This is a genomic window from Gilliamella sp. ESL0405 (assembly GCF_019469205.1).
Lineage (GTDB): Bacteria > Pseudomonadota > Gammaproteobacteria > Enterobacterales > Orbaceae > Gilliamella.
Genome location: NZ_CP048265.1, coordinates 1,237,194 through 1,261,233, shown reverse-complemented (window position 1 = coordinate 1,261,233; position 24,040 = coordinate 1,237,194). Strand labels below are relative to the sequence as shown.

17 protein-coding genes are annotated in these 24,040 nt (G+C 37.6%); 3 read left to right on the top strand and 14 right to left on the bottom strand.

From position 1 onward, the window contains the following. Nucleotides 1-55: 55 nt before the first annotated feature. The 5 genes from GYM74_RS05545 to GYM74_RS05525 all read right to left on the bottom strand — a co-directional run bounded on the left by GYM74_RS05545 (nt 56) and on the right by GYM74_RS05525 (nt 6,037). The gene (locus GYM74_RS05545) at nt 56-499 is read right to left on the bottom strand and encodes a hypothetical protein (RefSeq protein WP_220219489.1); all 444 of its coding nucleotides are present in this window, start codon (nt 497-499) and stop codon (nt 56-58) included. A 217-nt stretch (nt 500-716) separates the two neighbouring features. Beyond that, the gene (locus GYM74_RS05540; protein WP_220219488.1) at nt 717-863 is read right to left on the bottom strand and encodes a hypothetical protein; all 147 of its coding nucleotides are present in this window, start codon (nt 861-863) and stop codon (nt 717-719) included. 416 nt (nt 864-1,279) lie between these two features. Beyond that, the gene (locus tag GYM74_RS05535; protein ID WP_220219487.1) at nt 1,280-1,759 is read right to left on the bottom strand and encodes a tetratricopeptide repeat protein; all 480 of its coding nucleotides are present in this window, start codon (nt 1,757-1,759) and stop codon (nt 1,280-1,282) included. Nucleotides 1,760-2,213: 454 nt separating this feature from the next. Then, nucleotides 2,214-4,505: a tetratricopeptide repeat protein gene (locus GYM74_RS05530; protein ID WP_220219486.1), complete on the bottom strand. Its 2,292-nt coding sequence runs from the start codon at nt 4,503-4,505 to the stop codon at nt 2,214-2,216. A gap of 332 nt (nt 4,506-4,837) precedes the next feature. Next, complete coding sequence (locus GYM74_RS05525; protein WP_220219485.1) at nt 4,838-6,037, bottom strand: tetratricopeptide repeat protein; 1,200 nt, start codon at nt 6,035-6,037, stop codon at nt 4,838-4,840. A gap of 547 nt (nt 6,038-6,584) precedes the next feature. Between GYM74_RS05525 and GYM74_RS05520 the strand changes: the two genes are divergently transcribed. Continuing rightward, nucleotides 6,585-7,946: an APC family permease gene (locus GYM74_RS05520; RefSeq protein ID WP_220219484.1), complete on the top strand. Its 1,362-nt coding sequence runs from the start codon at nt 6,585-6,587 to the stop codon at nt 7,944-7,946. Nucleotides 7,947-8,054: 108 nt separating this feature from the next. Here GYM74_RS05520 and GYM74_RS05515 read toward each other — a convergent pair whose 3' ends face one another. The 9 genes from GYM74_RS05515 to GYM74_RS05475 all read right to left on the bottom strand — a co-directional run bounded on the left by GYM74_RS05515 (nt 8,055) and on the right by GYM74_RS05475 (nt 19,689). Beyond that, nucleotides 8,055-8,318 (bottom strand): HPr family phosphocarrier protein, encoded by a 264-nt coding sequence (locus GYM74_RS05515; protein ID WP_220219483.1) that lies wholly within the window; start codon nt 8,316-8,318, stop codon nt 8,055-8,057. 146 nt (nt 8,319-8,464) lie between these two features. Continuing rightward, a complete protein-coding gene (locus tag GYM74_RS05510; RefSeq protein WP_220219482.1) occupies nt 8,465-9,403 on the bottom strand; it encodes a phosphatidate cytidylyltransferase in 939 nt (312 codons plus the stop codon). Nucleotides 9,404-9,468: 65 nt separating this feature from the next. After that, on the bottom strand, nt 9,469-9,927 hold the full coding sequence (locus GYM74_RS05505; RefSeq protein ID WP_220219481.1) for a hypothetical protein: 459 nt from the start codon (nt 9,925-9,927) through the stop codon (nt 9,469-9,471). 7 nt (nt 9,928-9,934) lie between these two features. Beyond that, nucleotides 9,935-11,263 carry a phosphatase PAP2/dual specificity phosphatase family protein gene (locus GYM74_RS05500; protein ID WP_220219480.1) on the bottom strand — a complete coding sequence of 443 codons (1,329 nt, stop codon included), beginning with the start codon at nt 11,261-11,263 and terminating at the stop codon, nt 9,935-9,937. Nucleotides 11,264-11,266: 3 nt separating this feature from the next. After that, the gene (locus GYM74_RS05495; protein WP_220219479.1) at nt 11,267-13,018 is read right to left on the bottom strand and encodes a bifunctional alpha/beta hydrolase/class I SAM-dependent methyltransferase; all 1,752 of its coding nucleotides are present in this window, start codon (nt 13,016-13,018) and stop codon (nt 11,267-11,269) included. Then, nucleotides 12,988-13,638, bottom strand: coding sequence for a CDP-alcohol phosphatidyltransferase family protein (locus GYM74_RS05490; RefSeq protein WP_255556215.1), 651 nt, complete (start codon nt 13,636-13,638; stop codon nt 12,988-12,990). The genes GYM74_RS05495 and GYM74_RS05490 overlap by 31 nt, the downstream gene beginning before the upstream one ends. 73 nt (nt 13,639-13,711) lie before the next feature. After that, entirely contained in the window at nt 13,712-17,986 is a 4,275-nt protein-coding gene (locus GYM74_RS05485) for an acyl-CoA dehydratase activase-related protein (RefSeq protein ID WP_220219477.1), read from the bottom strand. 214 nt (nt 17,987-18,200) lie between these two features. Then, nucleotides 18,201-18,926, bottom strand: coding sequence for an epoxyqueuosine reductase QueH (locus tag GYM74_RS05480; protein WP_220219476.1), 726 nt, complete (start codon nt 18,924-18,926; stop codon nt 18,201-18,203). A 271-nt stretch (nt 18,927-19,197) separates the two neighbouring features. After that, nucleotides 19,198-19,689, bottom strand: coding sequence for a hypothetical protein (locus GYM74_RS05475; protein ID WP_220219475.1), 492 nt, complete (start codon nt 19,687-19,689; stop codon nt 19,198-19,200). A 254-nt stretch (nt 19,690-19,943) separates the two neighbouring features. Between GYM74_RS05475 and GYM74_RS05470 the strand changes: the two genes are divergently transcribed. Continuing rightward, the gene (locus GYM74_RS05470; RefSeq protein WP_255556214.1) at nt 19,944-21,356 is read left to right on the top strand and encodes an EmmdR/YeeO family multidrug/toxin efflux MATE transporter; all 1,413 of its coding nucleotides are present in this window, start codon (nt 19,944-19,946) and stop codon (nt 21,354-21,356) included. A gap of 1,257 nt (nt 21,357-22,613) precedes the next feature. After that, nucleotides 22,614-23,996 carry a glycoside-pentoside-hexuronide (GPH):cation symporter gene (locus tag GYM74_RS05465; protein ID WP_220219474.1) on the top strand — a complete coding sequence of 461 codons (1,383 nt, stop codon included), beginning with the start codon at nt 22,614-22,616 and terminating at the stop codon, nt 23,994-23,996. Nucleotides 23,997-24,040: the final 44 nt, after the last annotated feature.

Genomic DNA, 24,040 nt, shown 5'->3' with positions numbered 1-24,040 from the left:
AAATAAGCCTGAAAAGTTGACTGGTTTATTTCTAGTTTTCAGTATTTATTTATGGTTAACGTCCTAAAAAAATATCTTTACTGGATCTAGAACTCTCATCTTTAATTTGTTTCTTCTTTTCTATTAAATAGTTATTTGCTTTGATATATATATCTTTATCGCATTCAATGTTTAAGATTAATTTATTATTACTCTTATTTATGATGAGAAAATGATTATCCTTATAATCAAAAATAATATTTTCTACCGATGTAGCGCCTTTATTAAAATTAGATAAATTATAATAATATCTGAAAGTTACATATTGTTTTGAGATATGAATATAACCATACTCTTTTTCATCAACTTTAGCAAAAATTTTTAATGTTAAAGAATCCTCATCTTCAATTTTATCATATTGATAGGATTTTATATAAAACTTAGGGCTAGTAAATGAGCACGTAAATAACAAAGATATTATTAAAAAAGTGATTACTGAAATTACCTTAAAGATTTTCATTTCATTATACCTGCTGCTTGAGATGCACTATACATAGAACTTACACATTGTCTTTTGAGCAAATTATACCCTTTTGTTACATTTACCACATCTTAATTATCAACATACTTTTTTAAAATTAGACATTTGCATATCATCTACATCAAAACTTGTTCCTTTGGGACTAGCGAATGAGAAAAACAAAACTTGAATTAAAAGAAAAATTTTTCCATTATGCCTATCCCTCTATTTTTAAATTGAAATCTTTTTGTGCAATGAAGATAGTTTCTTTGAAACCAACGTCTTTAGATGTTCCAACCATAACTTTCTTTATTATCTTTTTCAACTCACCAATACCCATACCTAATCTAATTAATATATCCATCGCTTTTCTAGATATTAAAAGACCGTCCCCGAAGGGATTTACGAGAGTATTATAATTATGCGTATAAGCATAAACTTTGGGTAGCTTCCTTTTAGTTCTATGGGATCTTGGCTTATATTGGTTCCGGTATTACTGTCGTAATATCGGAACCGATTAGATAAGCTGAAGCGTTGAAACTTTAAACGGATTATGCATTACCATTCTAACACGAGCTGTTTTACTCAGTCCGTCAGTTTAGAAAACAGTGTTGACGAGATATCAACACCATAGATCTCCTTATATAGAAATAATATTTATCTCATTCCTTTATGAAGGATTACATAACTTTCTTTAAATTTTAGCTCACAAGCTTGTTCAAAATACTCTTTAGCTAACTCGCTATTTTCTACACTGTCATCTTTACAATACATAACACCTTAATTATGCGTTGCTTCAGTAACACCCTGATCGGCTGCTTTTTTATACCAATATAGCGCTTTTTCTTTATCGACTTCGATACCATCCCCGTTGTCATACATAAGTGCTGTATCATATTGTGCATCACCAAGCCCTTGTTCTGCTGCTTTTGTGTACCAATAGAGTGCTTTTTCTTTATCTATGCCGATACCGTGCCCCCAGGTATACAAATTTGCTAAATCATATTGCGCCTTAACAAGTCCTTGTTTCGCTGTTTTTTTGTACCAAAAGAGTGCTTTTTCTGCATTTCTGTGACCTACACGCCCGTCATATATGTGTGCTAAATTATACTGAGCATCTTTATCTCCCTGCACAGCCTCAGTGTTACAAGCAATGAAAGCTTGTTCAGAATCGTTTTGTTCAAAATAGGTCGCGCAATTATTAGCGTAAGCCGTCGTCGATAATAATGCTGTTAATACAACAAATAGTACTTTTTTCATTAGTTTTCCTTAAATTCCTTAAATATAATAATTTTTTTATTTTGCCTGCTGGCAAGAAAAGATCAAAAATGGGCTTGCTATCTATTACTTCTTGACAATGTACTTTTAAATTGCTTATCGGTATCGGGTTAAAGAGTTGATAAAATGACTAACACGCTAACCAAATATATTGAGCCGTATTAAAATGTCACTGTTAAGCTAATTTATATCAAAAAAGTGATTGTGTTAATAGAATAAATAACATTTTTAGGCTGTATAAAAAAAGAACTGCCTTAATATGTAAGACAATCCTTTTAACAGATTTCTGATATGTGTGACTTGTGAATAATGGCTATTTCATTCCTTTATGAAGGATATCGCAACTATCTTTAAATTTTAGCTCACAAGCTTTTTCAAAATACTTTTTAGCTAACTCGCTATTTTCTACACTGTCATCTTTATAATACATAACACCTTAATCAAGCCTTGCTTCAGTAACACCCTGATCGGCTGCTTGTTTATACCAATACAGCGCTTTTTCTTTATCGACTGCGATACCATCTCCTTTGTCATACATAAGTGCTAAATCATATTGTGCATCACCATGCCCTTGTTCAGCAGCTTTTGTGTACCAATATAATGCTTTCCTTTTATCAACTTTGACTTCATCACCTAGAGCATACTTCCTTGCCAAATAATATTCTCTATCAGCAAGTTCTTCTTCTACCGCTTTTTTAACTTCAGAGTACCAATATGCTGCTATTTCATTATTGACTTCGACACCATCTCCTTGGTCATACATATAGGCTAACTCTAATTGCGCAGAAAAATAACCTCGTTCCGCTACTTGAGTGTACAAATCGAGCGCTTTTTCTTTATCGACTTCGACACCCTGACCTTGGTCATACATATGTGCTAACGTTAATTGCGCAGGAATATACCCTTCTTCCGCTGCTTTTGTGTACCAATAGAGTGCTTTTTCTTTATTGATTACGACATTTTCACCTTTGTCATACATACTAGCTAAGCCATATTCTATATAAGCAACTTCTTCTACCACATCTTGAACTTGAGAGTACCAATATGCTGCTTTTTCTTTATTGACTTCGACACCATCTCCTTGGTCATACATATATGCTAACTCTAATCGCGCATAAAAATAACCTTGTTCCGCTGCTTGAGTGTACAAATCGAGCGCTTTTTCTTTATCGACTTCGACACCCTCTCCTACTTCATACATGTGTGCTAACTCTAATTGCGCCCAACCATCCCCTTGTTCCGCAGCTTTTGTATACCAATACACCGCTTTTTCTTTATTTTTTTCGACACCGTCACCTCTGTAATAAAGAAACCCTAAATAATTTTCCGCCAAATCAAACCCTTGTTCTACTGCTTTTGTTAACCAATAGAGTGCTTTATCTTTATCTATGCCGACACCGTACCCTTCGTTATACGTCAGTGCTAAATCATATTGCGCATTAACAAGCCCTTGCTCCGCTGCTTTTGTGTACCAATAGAGTGCTTTTTCTTTATTGTCGACGCCTTGTCCGTCATATGTAAGTGCTAAATTATACTGAGCTTCCCTATCTCCCTTCTCTGCCTCAGTGCTACAAGCAATAAAAGCTTGATGATAATACTTTTCAGCTAACTCGCTATTAACTTCAATACCATCACCTTTATAATACATAAAGCCTAAACTAAGCATTGCGTTAGTGTTACCATTATCTGCTGCTTTTTTATACCAAAATAGTGCTTTCTCTTTATCGACTTCGATCTCGTCTCCTTTGTCATACATTTTTGCTAAACGATATTGTGTTTGACTAAGCTTTTTTTTCATTGCGTTACTGAGCCAATATACCGTTTTATCTTTATTAACTTCGAGACCGTCACCTTTGTCATACAGTTCTGCTAAACGATATTGCGCTTGATCAATTCCATATTCCGGTTCAGTGATTTTTCTACCTAACCTTTCACGTAGTTCTGCTATAACATCGTCACCTTCATTATTCAAAACTGCTAAATAATATTGCGCCTTAACAAATCCTTTTTTTGCTGCTTTCGTGTACCAATATACTGCTTTCTCTTTATTGACCTCAACACCGTCTCCTTTGTCATATCTCTTTGCTAACTCTAATTGCGCCCAACCATCCCCTTGTTCCGCAGCTTTTGTATACCAATACACCGCTTTTTCTTGATTGACTTCGACACCGAGCCCATAGTTATAAATGTTTGCTAATCCATATTGTGCAGAAATAAGCCCTTGTTGCTCAGCTTTAGTATACCAATATAGCGCTTTTTCTTTATTACCATATTGCCCTAAATCATATTGCGCAACAACAAATCCTTGCTCTGCTGCTTTAGTGAGCCATTTTTCACGTTCAAACCTTTCGGATAAATCATATTGTGCTTGAACAGATCCGGCTTCCGCTGCTTGAGTGAGCCAATAGAGTGCTTGTTCTTTATCGACTTCGACTCCCTCACCTTCTTCATACATGCGTGATAAACCATATTGCGCAACAGAAACCCCTTGTTCCGCTGCCTGAGTAAGCCAATATAGCGCTTTTTCAGTATTTTCTTCGACACCGTCGCCGTTGTAATACATAAATGCTAAATTAAACTGAGCATTTTTATCTCCCTGCTCTGCCTCAGTGTTACAAGCAATAAAAGCTTGATCAAAAGCTTTTTGTTCGAAATAGGTCGCGCAATTATTAGCGTAAGCCGTCGTCGATAATAATGCTGTTAATACAACAAATAGTACTTTTTTCATTAGTTTTCCTTAAATTCCTTAAATATAATAATTTTTTTTATTTTGCCTGCTGGCAAGAAAAGATCAAAAATGGGCTTACTATCTATTACTTCTTGACAATGCACTTTTAAATCGCTTATCGGTATCGGGTTATGGAGTTGATAAAATGACTAACACGCTAACCAAATATATTGAGCCGTATTAAAATGTCACTGTTAAGCTAATTTATATCAAAAAAGTGATTGTGTTAATAGAATAAATAATATTTTTAGGCTGTATAAAAAAAGAACTGCCTTAATATATAAGACAATCCTTTTAACAGATTTCTGATATGTGTGACTTGTGAATAATGGCTATTTCATTCCTTTATGAAGGATATCGCAACTTTCTTTAAATTTTTGCTCACAAGCTTGTTCAAAATACTCTTTAGCTAACTCGCTATTTTTTTCAATACCATCACCTTTATAATACATAACGCCCAAATCATGCATTGCTTCAGTGTTACCATTATCTACAGATTTTTTATACCAAAATAGTGCTTTTTCTTTATCGACTTCGATCTCTTCACCTTTGTCATACATATGTGCTAAACGATATTGTGTTTGACTAAGCTTTTTTTTCATTGCGTTACTGAGCCAATATACCGTTTTATCTTTATTAACTTCGAGACCGTCACCTTTGTCATACAGTTCTGCTAAACGATATTGCGCTTGATCAATTCCATATTCCGGTTCAGTGATTTTTCTACCTAACCTTTCACGTAGTTCTGCTATAACATCGTCACCTTCATTATTCAAAACTGCTAAATAATATTGCGCCTTAACAAATCCTTTTTTTGCTGCTTTCGTGTACCAATATACTGCTTTCTCTTTATTGACCTCAACACCGTCTCCTTTGTCATATCTCTTTGCTAACTCTAATTGCGCCCAACCATCCCCTTGTTCCGCAGCTTTTGTATACCAATACACCGCTTTTTCTTGATTGACTTCGACACCGAGCCCATAGTTATAAATGTTTGCTAATCCATATTGTGCAGAAATAAGCCCTTGTTGCTCAGCTTTAGTATACCAATATAGCGCTTTTTCTTTATTACCATATTGCCCTAAATCATATTGCGCAACAACAAATCCTTGCTCTGCTGCTTTAGTGAGCCATTTTTCACGTTCAAACCTTTCGGATAAATCATATTGTGCTTGAACAGATCCGGCTTCCGCTGCTTGAGTGAGCCAATAGAGTGCTTGTTCTTTATCGACTTCGACTCCCTCACCTTCTTCATACATGCGTGATAAACCATATTGCGCAACAGAAACCCCTTGTTCCGCTGCCTGAGTAAGCCAATATAGTGCTTTTTCAGTATTTTCTTCGACACCGTCGCCGTTGTAATACATAAATGCTAAATTAAACTGAGCATCTTTATCTCCCTGCTCAGCCTCAGTGTTACAAGCAATAAAAGCTTTATCAAAAGCTTTTTGTTCAAAATAGGTCGCGCAATTATTAGCGTAAGCCGTCGTCGATAATAATGCTGCTAATACAACAAATAGTGTTTTTTTCATGGTTTTCCTTAGATTCCTAAAATATAGTATTTTTTACTTTGCCTACTAATAATAAAAGAACAAAATAGGCTTGCTTTCTTTTACTCGTTAACAATGTACTTTTAAAGGTTTATGGATATATAGAGTTGAAAAAAATGTTAACACACCACTTATTGGGTCACATAAAAATGTCTCTGTTATTAGAAAAGTATTTAACCACACTATTCCCTTTCCTTCAGCAATTAAAAAAGGAATTTATTTTATGAGTAAATAACCTTAGCATATTCTATTTTCATCCTTTTATACTTATTCATCACTGAACGCTTACCTAAATATCAGTCACTTTCAATGCATTTAAACCATCTATTTTGATTAAGATTTGTTTAGAAATAATTCATCCTAAATGGTCAAATTCGCCGTTTGCATAATTTAATGTCAATATAATAAAAATTAGCTTGCATAATTATAATAATGTGGGAGAATTCCCTGCCGCTTTTAGCGGGTAAAAAGGCAAAACTATACTTAGTAGTTTTTTATTGTTTTTTGGGACAGAGGAGCAAAGTTAGTCATGTCCGCAATAAAAATGAAACGAGTTTTAACCACACCTGCATTGATTGCATTTGGTTTAGCTTATATGGTTCCTTTAGGGATCTTTACCACTTATGGGGAAGTTACCGTTGCCAGTAATGGGCACTTACCTGTAGCTTACATTATCACCTTAGCCATGATCTTTTTTACAGCACTGAGCTATTGCCGTATGGCAAATAAGCTACCGATTGCTGGATCTGCCTACTCTTATGTACAACATACCTTTGGAGGCAAAATTGGATTTTTGGTTGGTTGGGCGCAAATCCTTGATTACCTGTTTTTACCGATATTAAATTATTTGGTTTTGGGTATCTATCTTAATGAAGCATTTCCTGATATACCCGCATGGGTTTTTGTGTTAGGTTCTTTAATTAGCGTAAGCTTTTTAAATTACTTAGGTATTAAGTTAATTAATTCGGTTAATTTTACTTTGATTATTGTTCAAATGATTTTTATCGGGTTATTTATCTTTTTAACACTGACCAATGTTAATTTAACGCCTGAAGCAATGATGAAACCGTTGTTAGTGAATGCGGGCGATTTTAGCGGGCTACTTTCCGGGGCAGCAATATTATGCTTAGCATTTTTAGGATTTGATGCTATTGCAACGTTAGCTGAAGAGTCAAATGATGCGCAAAAATCGTTACCTAGAGCGATTATATGTACCGTACTTATTGCCGGTTGTATCTTTTTGGTGGTCTCTTATTGTGCTCATTTAGCTTATCCTAACTGGATCGATTTTGCTAATAACAAAGATACTGCAAGTTTAGAAGTTGTGCGCCGTGTAGGTGATATTAGCCATTTAGGTGGTGATTTTATGTATAACTTTTTCCAAGCTGCATATTTAACCGGTGTGTTTGCCTCTGCAATGACTGCACAAACCAGTGTTTCACGCATTTTTTATGCTATGGGGCGTGAAGGTGTGTTACCGAAGCAGATCTTCTATAAAATTCATCCACGCTTTAGAACGCCTTATTTATCGATTATCTTTGTAGCTTGTTTTTCATTGCTATCATTAGTATTAGATCTTAGTCTGGTCGTTTCGATGATAAGCTTTGGCGCCTTAGTTGCTTTTACTTTTGTTAACTTATGTGTTATCAAAAGTTATCTTAGCGGTAAAAACACTAAAACGTTAGCAATCCTGTTTAAATATGGATTATTGCCGGCGATTGGCGTGCTACTTTCTTTGTGGTTGTGGACAAGTTTGGATGAAACAGCGATGGTTGTTGGATTGGTCTGGTTAGCAATTGGCTTTTTATATTTGGTCTATTTAACCAAAGGCTTTAGATCTGCATTACCTTCGATCGATCATAAAGAATTAAGTTCGATTATTAAAGATTAAATTATCTGGTCTACTTGCAAGTTTTAGTTACTGTCCTTTTAAAACAATTCCGTCGACATGATGTCGACGGAATAATGAAATTTTTTGGTTATGAATAAGTATCGTTAATTACTCACCAAAACCAGTAGCAAATAATTCACGGATTTCATCCATCGCTGCTTGCTCGTCTTCACCGTCACAAATAATTTCGACAGTTGAACCACCTTTAATACCAGCACCAAGCAAACCCATCATACTTTTTAATTTGATCGTTTTATCATTATAAACAAGCTCAATAGATGATTTATAACGACCCGCTAATTTTACCAGTGTCGTTACAGGGCGTGCATGTAAACCAGTTGAATTTTTTACTACCATTTGCTCTTTTAACATATTACAGTCCTTATTTATATCTTAACGTTAATACAATGGCAGTATTTATATCATAAATTGAATAATATTGCTCTTTTTTTGCATGCAAATTTTTGCAAAATAATACGCATCAATGATTTGAAGGATTTTTCAATCTCAGTTTACTTTTATCCCCAGAAATATCGTACAACATGGAAAAAAACCGGCGCAGCAAAACAGATTGAATCAAACCGATCAAGCACACCGCCATGCCCCCCGATTAGCCGTCCCCAATCTTTTACGCCCCGATCTCGCTTAATGGCAGACATAACCAATCCACCAAAAAAACCAAGCAAGGTGATCATTAACGAAATGAGCCCGGCTTGCACAAAGCTAAATGGCGTTATCCAAAACAGGCAAGCACCAATAAAGCTTGCCGATAATACCCCACCGACAAAACCTTCAATGGTTTTTGACGGGGATAAATTTGGACTGATTTTATGCTTGCCCCATAATTTTCCAAACACATATTGTAAAACATCGGATAACTGCACAACCAAGACTAAAAAAGCAATAAGCAGTAAGTTTCGGCCTTGATAATTATCGATTTGTAACGCTAATAATGCCGGCACACAAGAGATGCTGTAAACGGTGATTGTCAGCCCCCATTGTACTTCGGCAGTGCGTTCAAGAAAATTTTGGCTTGAACCGGTAATTGACGACAAAATAGCTAACAATAAAAAACCATAAATCGGTATAAAGATACTGAACATTCCATACCACGAAATGGCAACGAAAATATATTGCAGTGGTAAGGCAACGCCAAAGGCAAAAATTAGCGCATAAAAGTCATAGCGGTTAACGGGGGTTAAGACCAAAAATTCACGCAATGCTAAGCCGGATATAACAAAAAATAGAAAAATGACCGCCAGTTTTCCGATGAAAAATGCCAAACCAATAATTAGCACCATAATCCACCAAGCATTAATGCGGGTGTTTAAATTATCAATCACCGGATTAGGACTTTGCACTCGTCGTTTTAATAACAGACCAATAGTCGATGCGATGACTAAAAACAGACCGATACCCAAAAATAAAAGCAGTGTATCACGTTGGTAATCTGTCATGTCTTTCTCCTGATTGTCTGTTATTGCTCAATGTAGCATTAAGCATTAATGCAGGGTGTGCTTAATTAAAAAAATAACACACCTAACGCCAGAGCTATTAGTAATCCAAGTTGTAAAATAATACAAGCGATCTGTTTTTTGAATAACTTCATTGTGCCGTTTTCACGTTCATGGATTGATCGCTCGTTTTGTTGATTCGCTTTAATCAGATTTAATTGCCCTAAAGCATCGTCTAATTCCGTGATTGCTTCGGGCAGACGGTCGCTTTGGCTGGCAAGATATTCAAATAACTTTCTATCAAAGGCGATACGTAGCGCATAATATTTACTGATTAATCCGATAAAAAAAGTGATCAAACACAATATGATTACATATAGATTGCCGATTGACCAACTTGCCAGTAGCCAGAAAAACAGTGCCATTAAGCTCAATGATAACGACAAAATATCTAATCGCTGGCTGATAAGTAAAAAGCTACTGAATGTCACTAACCTCGTTTTCGTTATATTATCGGTTTGAGTCATCTAATCTTTACCCCTTTTTTAATTGTAAAAACCACTCAGTTAAAATTACACGTTGCGCTTTAGAGATCACAATACTGCTACGACAAGCTTTTACTTTGGCAATGGCGTCATCAAGATTTTGCGCTCGATGCGTCCATAATAACCAAGCAATAACCGCCGTAGCGCTACGGGAATAACCTAATGCACAACACACCAGTAATTTGCCCTTTTGATAATACTGATTAATCACTTCTGCGCTCTGCTGGCACTGCGCCGCGGTTAGCGGGGTCATATCTAAGACCGGTATTAAAGTATAATTGCCCTTAAAAGGCGCTATGGGTAATTCAGCGCATAAGTCCAGCACCGAAACAAACTGATAGGCTTTGAGCGTTTTAGTTTCCGCTATGCGACCAAGATAAAGCTTATCTTCGATCATATCGGGGGATGCATGGTTAATGGTCCATAAACGGGAATTGAGCCACATAACAACCCAATAAGGTAAATAAAGTATGGCGATAGCCAACTTAAACCGTCCGTTAGGCTGTTTTTGAAAACCTTTAGCACCTAATAGCAAATAATTAATGGCAACTAATAGCAGTGCGCCGGCTAACCATAATAACCAAAGTGCCTCATGCTTAAAGTAAACAGCCAAACCATAGGTTATAAGCGCAAAAACACTATAGAGCGTCACCCATTTGCCGTTTTTCAAGCGTGATGCATTTTTGAATAGTGATTGCCCATTATCCGGCCATAACCAGATACATAAGCAACCAACCCATAATCCGGTCGGTATATCAAAAAAGTGGTGTTGCCATGTGGTTAATACGGAAAGCGCAATCAGTAAACACCAAATATTAAGCAGATACTTTGTTGCCACAGATTTAAAATAGCCGGCATAAAATTGCCACAAAATAACCAGTAAGGTGATATGCAGTGACGGGGCTTGATTAAATGGCTTATCAAAGCCCATTAATACCTCAAACAGCCATCCCAAAAAGCCGTCTAAAGCCGGACGTTCATAGCTGAATTTAAGCGGGAAAAGCAAAAAACAGCCGATACAAATTATTTGAGCGGTCAGTAGTCGTAAACAAAGTGTTTTAACCGATTGCTTACTGGTGGCTAATAAGATTGCCAGACCATACATCAAATCGATTGACCAATAGGGCACAATAGTCCAAGACCAAAGCGGAATTAAGCTTTCCCAGCCAAAAACAATGCTTGTGACATTAGCACGGCTAGCGGTAAATGAGTTGGTTAAATTATAACTGCTAAAGAAAAACAGGCACAATCCAACTAACCATAAGCATTTATAAATGCTTAAATGAGTTGAAGGTGCGGTTGCTGATGTTTTCATCATCGATTAGTGAATGCGCTGTGCTAATGAAACGGTAAAGATGCCCCACTGATCAATGCGCATGGTAATTTTTTTGAAGCCGGCTTGAGCGACAAGCTGATCCATTTCAAGTTGTGTTCGTCTACGCATTATCCAGGGTTGACCGTCTCGATGAGAAGTTAATGCTCTGGCAATAAAGGTTAACTGAGGATGCCAAGGCTGGTTGGTATAAATCAAATAACCGCCAACCGGTATCGCATCGGCTAATCCGGCTAACGAGTTATGGATTAATTGATTATCGCCAAACAGCTCGTAAAGCCCTGAGACAATGGCAAGATTAGGTTTTGGTGATAATTGCGCTAATTGTTGTCGATCAAACGCATCACCCTTTTCAAAACGAACGATATCACTTAAGCCTTTTTGTTCAATTAATTTTTGCCCGTCACGGACATTAATATCGCTATAATCCCTCAATAGCACGTAATCGGGTTTGTGAGCGATTTGAGTAATGGTATCTAAAATATAGCGTCCATGGCCGGCTGCAATATCGACAATATTGACCTTGTCATTTTGTTGCTGTAAACGACTAATCGCCTCTTTTAATAGCTCTTCAAGATTGAGCTTACGTTGTCTAATGCCACGCCAACCAATAGATTGTAAATAGAGATAATCAAAAAATTGCCCTAATTTAGAATTTCCCGCAGGTTCATTCCGATAGACATAATCAAGGGTACTGCCGGAATCAAAGCCAGTTTCTAAACCGAGTTTAATGCCATGAGATATTTTGCCGGCGTACTTTAAGCTTGCCTTAATAAATTTCCAATATAACGGCTTAACTAAACCGGAAGGCGGTAAGGTTAAATTATCGGTTTCTAATCGAGTATAACCTACCCGATCGGCGTTAAGTCGTGACGGCGTATAAGCTGGGCTGGCAAAGCAGCCGAGAATAAAACGCCTTGCTCGTTCAAGAGCGATATGGCGATCTTTTTCACCCAACGTATCATGAAAAAAGCCCGGCAAAATATGACACTCTTTTTGCGGCGTGCCTAGATTGTCATAAAACTGTTGTTGGGGTTTACGCCTAACCACATAATCCGATCCGGAAACCAGTAATTGAGTCGGTACGGTAATTGCGTTAGCATCTTTTATAATTCTGTCTGATACCGAATAGAGATCGAGCAGTAAACGCACTGAAATCGGTCGGGTAATAAGTGGGTCTTGCGTGAATGAGCGGGCACGTTCAGCATCATGAGTTAATAAATTGGGTTTGACATAACTATTAACAAAGAAATTGCCTTTAAAGTTATACAGCAATTTTAGTCCGGGAACGGCAAGCGGCACATAGAGTTTAACGCTAAAAGCGGGTGATGCTAAGACTAAAGCACGAATATTGGGCACATAATCATGCACCCAAGCGCTGGCAATAACTGCGCCTACACTTTGGGCGATAATAGCGATATCTTGTTGGTTAAGTCCGTACTCTTGGGTGATATGTTCAATAAAACATTGCGCATCTTTGACTAAAGTGGCAAAGTTTGGGGCATCTCCTCGCTCCCCTTCTGATTGTCCGTTTCCTCTTGCATCCCATGCAAAGATTTGGAAATCGGGCAGCGCAAGTTCATCAGCCAGATGCGCAACACGTCCGGAATGTTCATGCCCTCGATGAAACAGCACCAACGCTTGATTTGATTGTTGGTCGCTATCCACAGCCGGCCAATAGCGATAAAAAATTTGGCAGCCATCATGACTTATAAAAGATTTTTCTTGTTGTTGTCGCATAAACTGATCCTTAATTCTTTGGACTCATTCAATCCCTTTTTGATCCGATTTACAATGGTATAGATAAGTAAAGCACTTATCAGCCACAGTAAAGGATTAATCCAATCCAGTGGGAGTAAATAGCTTGCAATACCTAAACTGATAACACTGAAAACAAATGCGCGATCACTTTTGCCCATAGGTCCGTCATAACGGCGAGTAGCGCCAATCATCAGTCCCAACACGCCACTATATTCAGTCAGAAACGAAAGCAATACCACAAACATAACTAAACTATAGCTAACAGTAGCAACTTGCGTAAATACAGCGATCAGTGCGCAATCAGATATCACATCACAAATCTCATTTAAGTAAGCGCCTAGATTAGATTTTTGGTTAAACTCTCTTGCCAACATACCGTCAATGGCATTGAGCGCCATACGAATAAACATCCATAGCGGGATGAGATAAAAAACCCATTGATATTGCGCTAATAGCCCAACAATTAATGACACAAAAATCGATCCTATACAAGCAGCGATCGTGACCTGATTAGCCGTGATATCGGCATGGTAAATTTTATTCGCATAAGGGCGAAGTAGAGATTGGAACCGTGATTTTAATTGATATATTGACAACACTTGCAATCCTTTTTAGCCATAAATGAGAGTGTTAACCAACAGATTAAGCAACCATTATAGCGCTTTACATATATTAAACAATGCGTTGTAACTGACTATACTTTAAAGCACTTATCATAAAATGCAAACGATTAAGTACATTTACTTCCCCTGCTCCGTCATCAAAATCAAGATATAGTAGATTAAGTTTAGGATTCAGATCTCGCATCCGCTTTTCAACGCCTTTTGATACCACATGATTGGCGATACAACCAAATGGCTGTAAGCTGATAACATTATCTATCCCTTGCTGGGCAAAAGTCATAATACCGGCTGGAATTAACCAACCTTCACCAAATTGGTTGGCTAAATTTAAGATCTCTTGCGCTTTTTGCGCCATATTGCGCAGGTTATGGAAAGGTTGATAGTATTTAAAGTCCGCTAATATCTGGTTGGTTTTATCGATATAAACCTGCGCTATTTTTTCTAGGAATTTAAGTACATAAGACAGGTAACTTTTAGCAATCAGATGATTTTTGATATTGCTGTCATAGTTAACAAAACATTGCGCAAAAAATTCAATCATTGGTGGCATCACCGGCTCAATGCCTTGTTCTATCAGCCACTCTACACTATGCTGATTACCAAAATTATTATATTTGACATAGATTTCACCCACAATACCAATCTGCGGGCAGGCTCTATTGTGCGTTTCAATCTGATTAAACTGTGCCACGGCTTGACTTAATAAAGTAAAAATCGCTTTTTTACCCTTATGTTGGCTAATAAGCTGTTTTAGTTTGTCGGTGTAAAACTGTTTAAGCTCATCAGCTTGCTGTTTCACTTTTGCCCTCGGCGCAATGGCGTAATACATTTTAGCCAGCGAATCGGCAAACAGCATGGCAAAGAAAGTCGTCGGTAGAGTTTTAAGCCAGTTCATTTTAAAGCCCGGTTGCTCAATTTCATTGATATTACCGGTACTAAGCGAAATAATCGGTACATCGGCAAAACCATTACTTATCATCGCTTTTTTAATTAATGATAGATAGCTACTGGCACGACATTGCCCACCGGTTTGGGTAATGCCAATAGCGACTTGATCACGCTGATATTTCCCCGAACGCAGTGCTTTAATAATGTCGCCGACAATGATTGTTGCCGGATAACAGATCTCGTTATTACAATATTTTAAGCCCCACTCAACCGAACGCTTATCCGGCTTAGGCAAAATTTCCAATTTATAACCGGATAAAGCAAAAATCGGCGGTAACAAAGGCGAATAAAAGTCAGAAATAAACGGCGCTAATATCGTTTTTCGCTGTTTATCGGGTAGCGTAAAAATCGCTGTTTTTTGGCGCTCTTGCAATGTCAATGGTTGGTGATGATTCATCCGGATTGATTCAATAATTGAGCGTAACCGTAATCTAACTGAGCCGGTAGCAGTGATCTCATCTACCCGAATCACAGTGCAGGTTTTGCCTTGCGACGCTAAGATCGCTTTACACTCATCAGTGACAATTGCATCGGGTCCACAACCAAAAGAGTTTAACTGAACAAATTGAATATTATTTGGCTGCTGAGCTACAAACGATGCTGCGGCGTACAGGCGGTTTGGGTAACTCCACTGCGAGCAGATTTGCAGTTCCGGCGAAAGCGCATCAGTGGCGCCTAATACTGAATCTTCGCAAATCACATCACAACCTAAAGCGTTTAAAATCTCAGGGGTTTTATGGTTGATTAAGCTGTCGCTATGATAAGGACGACCAGCTAAAATAAAGACATAACGCCCAGTTTGCTTAGCCTTATCCAACACGTCAACTGCTTTATCATAGAGCGCTTTTTTGTAGTCACTTTGCGCAATCAAGGCTTGTTTAAACGCCTTATTGGCAACTTGTTTAGTAATGCCTAATGATGTTAGATATGCTATGCAGCCTTTTTTAAGCAATTTACTATCGCTAAAATTGATGACCGGATAATCAAGCGCAATACCATATTTGCTAGCCGGATTGATAGCGCTATTTATCACTTCGGCATAACTACTGACAATCGGACAGTTATAGCTATTGACCGCATTATTAAACTGTGCCGATTCAAATATCACCATAGGCATAAAAATACGATCAACATTGGCGTTAATCAGCGCCATAATATGCCCGTGCACCAGTTTAGCGGGAAAGCAGATGCTGTCTGACATTACAGTGCCGGCGCCTTTTTCATAAATTTCATGGGTCGAAAATGGTGAAAGGGTCACATTGATACCGCTGGCGGTGAGCAGTGTATGCCAAAACGGGAAATTTTCATACTGGCCTAAAACACGAGGAATACCAATATTGATTGTGGCATTTGGCACTTCACCGTTACAGCGATCAAATAAAAGCGAGTTTTTGAAATCAAACATGTTAAATGCATGTTTATCTTGATAAGGATTATTGCTTAAAAAGCGTTCGCATTTATTGCCCGAATAATAGCGCTGCCCATTGGCAAAACGGTAAATCATAATATCACAATGATTTTCGCATCCTTTACAGCGTGAAGGCTTAGCTTTGTTATCTAGCGCCTTATCCAAATTATCTAAACCGATAAAAGTTGATAAGCTCGGATGCTCAGTGTAATGATGTTTAGCAAACAGCGCTGAGCCATAAGCGCCCATTAGTTCCGGAATATTGGAGCTGGCGATCTGTGCCCCGGTTAACTGTTCCAGCGCCCGAAATACCGCCGGATTTTTAAACGTTCCCCCTTGCACCACAATATGATCGCCTAGTTTTTTTATATCATGCAACTTCAGCACTTTATGAATGGCATTTTTAATTACCGAAAACGCAAGCCCGGCTGATATATCGCCCATGGTGGCGTTTTCACGCAGTGCTTGTTTCACTTTAGAATTCATAAATACCGTACAACGAGTCCCTAAATCGCAGGGGCTGGTGGATTGACAAGCGGCATTGGCAAACTCGATCGTATTGGAATTAAGCGATTTTGCAAAGGTTTCAATAAATGAACCACAACCCGATGAACACGCTTCATTTAACTCGATATGATTCACCACACCATTAGCGATAAAAATGGCTTTCATATCTTGCCCGCCAATATCCATAATAAAACTGACTTTGGGATCAATATGTTTGGCTGCGGCAAAATGCGCCATGGTTTCAACTAATCCATCATCAATAGCAAATGCCGCCTTTAACAGCTCTTCCCCATAACCAGTCACACCGGTGCGAGCAATATTGATGGTTTTGCCGGATGCGGTAATCTCTTGTTTTAACTGGGTTAAGCCTTTAATTAAGGCACTAATGGAGTGTCCATTATTGGGCGCATAATAGCTAAAAAGTAGCTGGTTATCTTCACCAATTAAAGTAATTTTGGTGGTGGTTGAACCACTATCAATACCTAAAAAAGCATTTTGCTTTGAATAATCCGATAGGCTTACGCTGGGGATTTGAATATAGTGACGCTGCTTTTGCCAATCTGCAAAAGATAACGACTGACTAAATAGCGGCTTTAAGCGAGTGGGAGAAGCGAGCTGAATTTTATTTGAAGCAGTTAATCTTTGGGTAAAATCATCAATCGAAAGCACTGTTCGGCAACAGCTATCAATAGCGGCGCCCCATGCCGATAATAGCGTCGGGTGCGCCGTTTGCACAACCTCATCAGCGTTCAACTTTAAAATATCGCAAGCAGCTTGTTTTAAGGTTGGAATAAATGAAAACGGCCCGCCAATAAACATCACCTTTGGCACAATATCATAGCCTCGAGCAAGGCTGTTTACCAACTGAATACAAACGGCATGTAATACTGAATAAGCGATATTTTCTTTCGATACATTACGGCTGATAAGATTTTGCACATCGGTTTTGGCAAAAACACCACAGCGGGAGGCAATTGGAAAAATGTTGTCATGATGCTTAGCGAGTTGATCGAATTGTTGTACGGGAGTATTGAGCAAAGTAGCCATTTGATCGATAAAGGCGCCTGTTCCACCGGCACAACTGCCATTCATTCGAATATCTGGCGGACGGTCGGGAAAAAAGAAGATCATCTTACTATCTTCACCGCCGATATCAATTAAAGTGCTAACTTGCGGATATTGGCGCTGAACCACTTCAGAAGCCGCAACCACTTCTTGAATAAAGGCAATATTAGCTTTTTCGCATATTCCCATACCGGCCGATCCGGTCACTTTTACCGACAGCTCGATATCATTGCCAATTTTTTGTTTGATTTCGCTTAAAAGGTCAAGCACGGTGGCGATGATATGGGTATTATGACGAACATAATTGCTATAGACAAAATGGTCTTGCTCATCTAACAAGACACATTTCGCAGTAGTCGAACCGACATCCAATCCAAGCCTATATATTTTTGACATAACAAACTCACATTTTGCAAAAAAGGACTTAAAGTATTTAAAGATGCTTATCACAAACTTAGTTTTATCATAATATTTTTAAATAACTTAAGATAGTGTAATTTTTGCAGTTTTTATTTGATGCGTTCAAAATGCACACACTTTATAAGGTGTGTGCTAGCGAAAATATTCAGATATCACTTCACTTTGTGTGGGTTTATCCTTCCCCCAAAAATTAATCTTTTTGGTGTTCAGCTAACCCTTGTTTTGCAGTTGCAATGACATTTTTTAAATCGATGCCCTGCGCTTTGGCGGCAAAAATACAGCCGCAATAACATTGACGATAGACATCGTACTCTTTGCAAATTTCAATCGATCGTTTATAGCCATTATTCTTCTTAAAATCGGAAGGAAGATAGTTAACAGAGAAGATCTCTTGAATTTCAAAACCTAATTGATTGATCTTCTGACTGTTCTTTTTCGGGCTTAAGGTTAAGGCGCTGGCAAAATAGTCATAGCCCAGCTCTTGTGCTTTAATTGCCGCTAAATCTAACCGCATTTTATAACACAGATGACAACGTTCCCCCCCTTCCGGTGCATCACGCAGATGTTCAACTTGTTTAATAAATTCAGCCGGTTGATATGGCGCTTGTAAAAATTGCACATGGTGACCGGTTTTTTGATTAAAATCGGCAATAAATTTTTGCTGAACAACGCTACGATACTCATATTCAACCCGAGGATGAATATTAGAATTAGCAAAATATATGGTGATATCAGCATATTGCGCTAAATACTCTAAAACATAAGTACTGCAAGGGGCACAACAGCTATGGATCAGTAATTTCGGGCGAATCGATTCGCTTTGCCAATCAGCAATGACCTCTTTTAGCACTGAATCGTAATTGACTTTATTATGGGGATTTAATTTATCAAGAATATCTTTGGCATTAATTAACATGTGAGCTCTTTTATTTTTGTTATTTTGCTAACTGAAATTTTTAAGCCGACTATGATATAGCGATAATCGGTGTCCTTCAAGTTATCGCTATAAATTTTATGGCTAAAAAGGCCGACTTAAAGAGTCAGTTAAGCTTTTAATATTTAACTTAGCTCAAAGCGCTATATTAATATCACACCCTATTAACAAAAACCTTGTTAACAAAACACCGTGTTAATAATAAACCACGTTAATAAAGCATGATATTAACTAAACGATTAACCTTATTCACTTAGATTAATAACCCAACCGCACCGATAATCAGGCATATAACCGGCAAGATAATAAAAATATTGCTGATAATTTTCTTGATACGATCATTGACTAAAAATGTGATAGTGCCAACGGTCATCAGCGTTAAACTCGGATCCATGGCTAACATATCATCAATCGCAACGGCACTAATGCCAATCGTTGCTAAAATGATGCTAAAAAACTCTCGATGTCGGTTTTGAGTGACAAAGAGAATTAGCATCAAACCCACGCAGATCAAAACAACGGAATAAATGGTATAGTTAGGATTTAATAGCGGATCATGATATTTGATTGAATACGTCGTTCGAATTAACAAGCCAATCATCACCATAAAAACACTGATGCTTTTGACAACATTATCACTCGCAAAACGCAGAGTGATGCCCAAAATAAATAAACCTAAATAGACCCACCAACAGGTAGTGAGCGTCAATAAAAGTAAGTTCATTGGGGTATTTTCTAAAACCATTTGTCGTTGCCTTACATTTTAACGATAAGCTTAATAGGATTAACTTTAATCGATTATCTTGTGTCAGACAAATTAATCTTGTCATTTAAATGAAAAATAATATTATCAATAAGATAATAGCCAACTCATCCGCTAAATCATCGTCCAATTTTTTTGACTATTTTTGATCGCTTTTTTAAAACAGCCATTCATTTTTATTTCATAATGGAGTTATAATTGTGTTTATCTTTTCCTGATGTCAATTAGGCCTGAAATTGGATGTTCAACTCCTTAAACGATTAAAGAATCTGCAATTATATAAAAAAAGACACTCGAATAATGTCTTATTGTGGAAAGAGATCTACCCGCTAGCCATTCCAATTTTCATCGAAAATCTATCGGTTATATTAATGGGCATTTTCAGCACTTTTCTGGTCAGTTGGATCGGTAAAGCTGAAATGGCAGCGGTTGGGCTTGCTGAAAGTTTTAATATGATCGTAATGTCCTTTTTTATGGCGGTCGCCCTGGGTACGTCGGTGGTGGTGGCGTTTAGCTTAGGTCGCCATAATCGTAAAAAAGCAGTGGTTGCTGCCCGGCAATCGATTACGCTGTTAGTGATTATATCAATCTTACTATTTCTATTTGTCGAGTTTTCCGGTTATTGGATAGTTGAGATTATTGCCGGAAAAGCCGAAGCAGACGTAAAAGAACTCACGTTAACTTTTCTGCGATTAACGGTGTTAGGCTACCCTGCTTTAGCCTTTATATTGGTTGGTTGTGGGGCATTGCGAGGTGCCGGTAACACCAAACTGCCGATGTACTTAAATATTATTATGAATATCCTCAACTTATCGATAAGTTATATCTTAATTTATGGTATTTTTGGTTGGGGTGGTTTAGGTTTTATTGGTGCCGGAATTGGCTTAACCATTTCACGTTATTGCGGAATGTTCTTTATTTTACTGGTGCTGACCATAAAACCTAGTCGAGCGCTATTTATTCCTTTTCGAAGTTATTTCCATTCATTTAATAGTAAAATCTTGATTGATATTCTTAGCATTGGTATTCCCGCCAGTGTGGAATCGGTGATGTTTAATATCGGTAAGCTGCTTACTCAAACATTTGTTGCCGGAATGGGCACATCGACTATTGCCGCAAACTTTATTGCTTTTTCAATAGCTGGCTTGCTCAACTTACCCGGTGGCACACTTGGCGCAACCTCAACGATCATTGTCGGTAAACGTATCGGCATGGGGCAGATCTATCAACCGACCAGACAACTGAAATTTATCTTTCACTTAACTAACTTTTTACTCTGCTTTTTAGCGTTTTTATCCATACCTTTTGCCGGCTTTTTAAGTTCGTTATATACCAATGATCAGGAAGTGATCGACATTGCTAAACATCTCCTGTGGTTTAATGCCCTATTTACGCCATTTTGGGCTTCATCGTTTGTTCTACCTTATGGCTTTAAAGGCGCTAAAGATGCCAGTTATACCATGTGGGTCGCTATCGGCAGTATGTGGATGTGCCGAATTGTTGTCGGTTATATCTTTGGCGTATACTTTGGCTTTGGCGTGATTGGTGTCTGGTTTGGTATGTTCCTAGATTGGGTGATAAGAAGCCTGTTTTTCTACCACCGATTAGTCAGTGGCAAATGGTTATGGCGACATCGAAAGCGAAACTAATAGTTTAACGTTTATAATAGCGCAATATTAAAATGTTCCATACAACATAGCCGGTAAGATCTTGTCAAAAAGTTTCAGAAAACACCTATGTTTTAGTAAAAACAGATTATCTTTAAGATGTTAAAAAGATATTAATCCTAAATATTATTTAGCCAATATTAACCAACCTAAACCACCTGTCGCTTGTTAAATAAAAAATCATTGGTAATTCTTACTTAAATAAAAACCCGTAAACGCTTGTCAAGAAGTTTCAGAAAATACCTATGTTTTAGTAAAAAATCAGATTATCTTCAAGATATAAAAAATATTAATCCTGAATATTATTTAGCTAATATTAATCAATCTAGACCGCCGGTCGTTTATTAAATAAAAAATCATTGGTTATCTTTACATAAATCAAAGCCGGTAAACTCTTGTCAAGAAGTTTCAGAAAATACCTATGTTTTAGTAAAAACATTAGATTATCTTTAATATATTAAAAAATATTATCCTGAATATTATTTAGCTAATATTAACCAACCTAAACCGCAGTCGCTTGTTAAATAAAAAATCATTGGTAATTCTTACTTAAATAAAAACCCGTAAACGCTTGTCAAGAAGTTTCAGAAAATGCCTATGTTTTAGTAAAAACATTAGATTATCTTTAAGATATTAAAAAAATATTAATCCTGAATGTTTTTTAGCTAATATTAACCAATCTAAACCACCAGTCGCTTATTAAATAGAAAATCATTAGTAATCCTTACGTAAATCAAAGCCGGTAAGATATTGTCAAGAAGTTTCAGAAAACACCTATGTTTAAGCAAAAAAAATCAGATTATCTTTAAGATGTTAAAAAGATATTAATCCTAAATATTATTTAGCCAATATTAACCAACCTAAACCACCTGTCGCTTGTTAAATAAAAAATCTTTGGTCATTCTTACGTAAATCCAAACCAATAAACTCTTGTCAAGAAGTTTCAGAAAATACCCATGTTTTAATATAAAAGCCGAATTTTAACTTTTAAATCGTTTTTCTCTGCAAAACCAAACAGCAAATCTAACCAAATCCCCTTAGTCTTTGCACGATAAAACTGTGATATCAATCACATTAACCATATAACGTAATTACGCTACGTAAAATCGTAATACTGTTTTGAAAACTTATTTTATAAACTCAACTTATGGTTATTGTTTAGCAATAAGTTATCAGCAGTAAACCGTTAATTTATAACGGCTTAATATCGATTGTCATTAGGGTTATAAGGAGATTGTAATGGATAACAAGAAATTATCAGTCATGGAAAAAATAGGATTTGGCATGGGGGATGCGGCATGTGGCATTGTTTACTCGTCGGTCACGATGTTTTTAACCTATTTTTATACTGACATTTATGGTCTTTCAGCTGCGGCGGTTGGGATCATGTTTTTAGCGACACGCATTTTTGATGCAATTATCGACCCAATAACCGGTATGGTAGCTGACCGCACCAAAACCCGTTTTGGTCGATTTCGGCCTTGGCTTGTATGGTTCGCAATTCCCTATGCCGTGCTTGCCGTGATGACCTATACCACGCCGGATTTTGGTTATTCCGGTAAATTGTTATATGCCTATATCACCTATGCGCTATTAATGCTTTGTTATACTTTTATAAACATTCCTTATTGTGCACTTGGTGGGGTGATTACTCGGGATGAAAAAGATCGTCTGAGCGCCCAATCCTATCGTTTTACCATTTCATCAGCGTCGGGGTTAATGGTATCAGTCGGCACATTATTTTTAGTCGATTGGCTGGGCAAGGAGGATAAGCAACTGGGCTTTCAACTGACCATGGCGATTATGGGCATTATCGCTATTGGCATGTTACTGCTCTGTTTTTTTACCACCAAAGAGCGTGTGACGCCGATTAAAGATGAGCAAGTCAGCGTTAAAAAAGATCTTAAATGCCTACTCGCCAATGACCAGTGGTGCATTGTTGCTATTATTACTTTTTTCTCGAGTATGGCAGGCGTGATGCGAAGTTCCGCTACGCTTTATTATGCCACCTATTTAATGTTGGGTGGCATCAGTTCAACAGCCGGCACGGCGATGAAATCGGCCTTTGTTTCTACCTCAGTTGTTGGCACCATACTCGGTGCCATGGCAGCAGGATATTTTGCTAAGCGCTTTAGTGCGATTTCACTGTTTAAAAATATTAACTTAATTCTGTTTGCCATTGGTGTGCTGATGTTTTTTGTGCCGCCGGTTTGGTTACCGGTTGTATTTCCTCTCTACTTTTTAATTGGATTTTTTCATCAAATGTATCAACCGTTTAAATGGAATATGATGGCAAACGCCGCTGACTATGGCGAATGGAAATTTGGCCGACGTGCAACCGGGCTATCATTTTCCGGCAATCTGTTTGCATTAAAATTAGGTATGGCGGTAGCTGGTGCTTTGGTTGGGGTCTGTTTAGGTCTTTTAGGCTATCAAGCTGGCGTCGATGAGCAAACACCACTAGCCACCATGGGCATCATCGGGCTGTTAACCATTGGACCGGGATTTTCCTATCTGTTACTTTGGTGGTTAATGCGCTTTTATAAATTAGATGACAGCATGATGAAAAAAATTCAAGATGATCTGCTTGCCAGACAAAAGCAAGCTGATAATCATCAGTAAGATAGTGTTTCGGTGATAAATGGACAAACCAGAAAGGTATTAAT

Excerpts from the sequence above, each read along its gene's own strand:
- GYM74_RS05545 (WP_220219489.1), bottom strand. The coding sequence starts at position 499 with ATGAAAATCTTTAAGGTAATTTCAGTAATCACTTTTTTAATAATATCT.
- GYM74_RS05540 (WP_220219488.1), bottom strand. The coding sequence starts at position 863 with ATGGATATATTAATTAGATTAGGTATGGGTATTGGTGAGTTGAAAAAG.
- GYM74_RS05535 (WP_220219487.1), bottom strand. The coding sequence starts at position 1,759 with ATGAAAAAAGTACTATTTGTTGTATTAACAGCATTATTATCGACGACG.
- GYM74_RS05530 (WP_220219486.1), bottom strand. The coding sequence starts at position 4,505 with ATGAAAAAAGTACTATTTGTTGTATTAACAGCATTATTATCGACGACG.
- GYM74_RS05525 (WP_220219485.1), bottom strand. The coding sequence starts at position 6,037 with ATGAAAAAAACACTATTTGTTGTATTAGCAGCATTATTATCGACGACG.
- GYM74_RS05520 (WP_220219484.1), top strand. The coding sequence starts at position 6,585 with ATGTCCGCAATAAAAATGAAACGAGTTTTAACCACACCTGCATTGATT.
- GYM74_RS05515 (WP_220219483.1), bottom strand. The coding sequence starts at position 8,318 with ATGTTAAAAGAGCAAATGGTAGTAAAAAATTCAACTGGTTTACATGCA.
- GYM74_RS05510 (WP_220219482.1), bottom strand. The coding sequence starts at position 9,403 with ATGACAGATTACCAACGTGATACACTGCTTTTATTTTTGGGTATCGGT.
- GYM74_RS05505 (WP_220219481.1), bottom strand. The coding sequence starts at position 9,927 with ATGACTCAAACCGATAATATAACGAAAACGAGGTTAGTGACATTCAGT.
- GYM74_RS05500 (WP_220219480.1), bottom strand. The coding sequence starts at position 11,263 with ATGATGAAAACATCAGCAACCGCACCTTCAACTCATTTAAGCATTTAT.
- GYM74_RS05495 (WP_220219479.1), bottom strand. The coding sequence starts at position 13,018 with ATGCGACAACAACAAGAAAAATCTTTTATAAGTCATGATGGCTGCCAA.
- GYM74_RS05485 (WP_220219477.1), bottom strand. The coding sequence starts at position 17,986 with ATGTCAAAAATATATAGGCTTGGATTGGATGTCGGTTCGACTACTGCG.
- GYM74_RS05480 (WP_220219476.1), bottom strand. The coding sequence starts at position 18,926 with ATGTTAATTAATGCCAAAGATATTCTTGATAAATTAAATCCCCATAAT.
- GYM74_RS05475 (WP_220219475.1), bottom strand. The coding sequence starts at position 19,689 with ATGGTTTTAGAAAATACCCCAATGAACTTACTTTTATTGACGCTCACT.
- GYM74_RS05465 (WP_220219474.1), top strand. The coding sequence starts at position 22,614 with ATGGATAACAAGAAATTATCAGTCATGGAAAAAATAGGATTTGGCATG.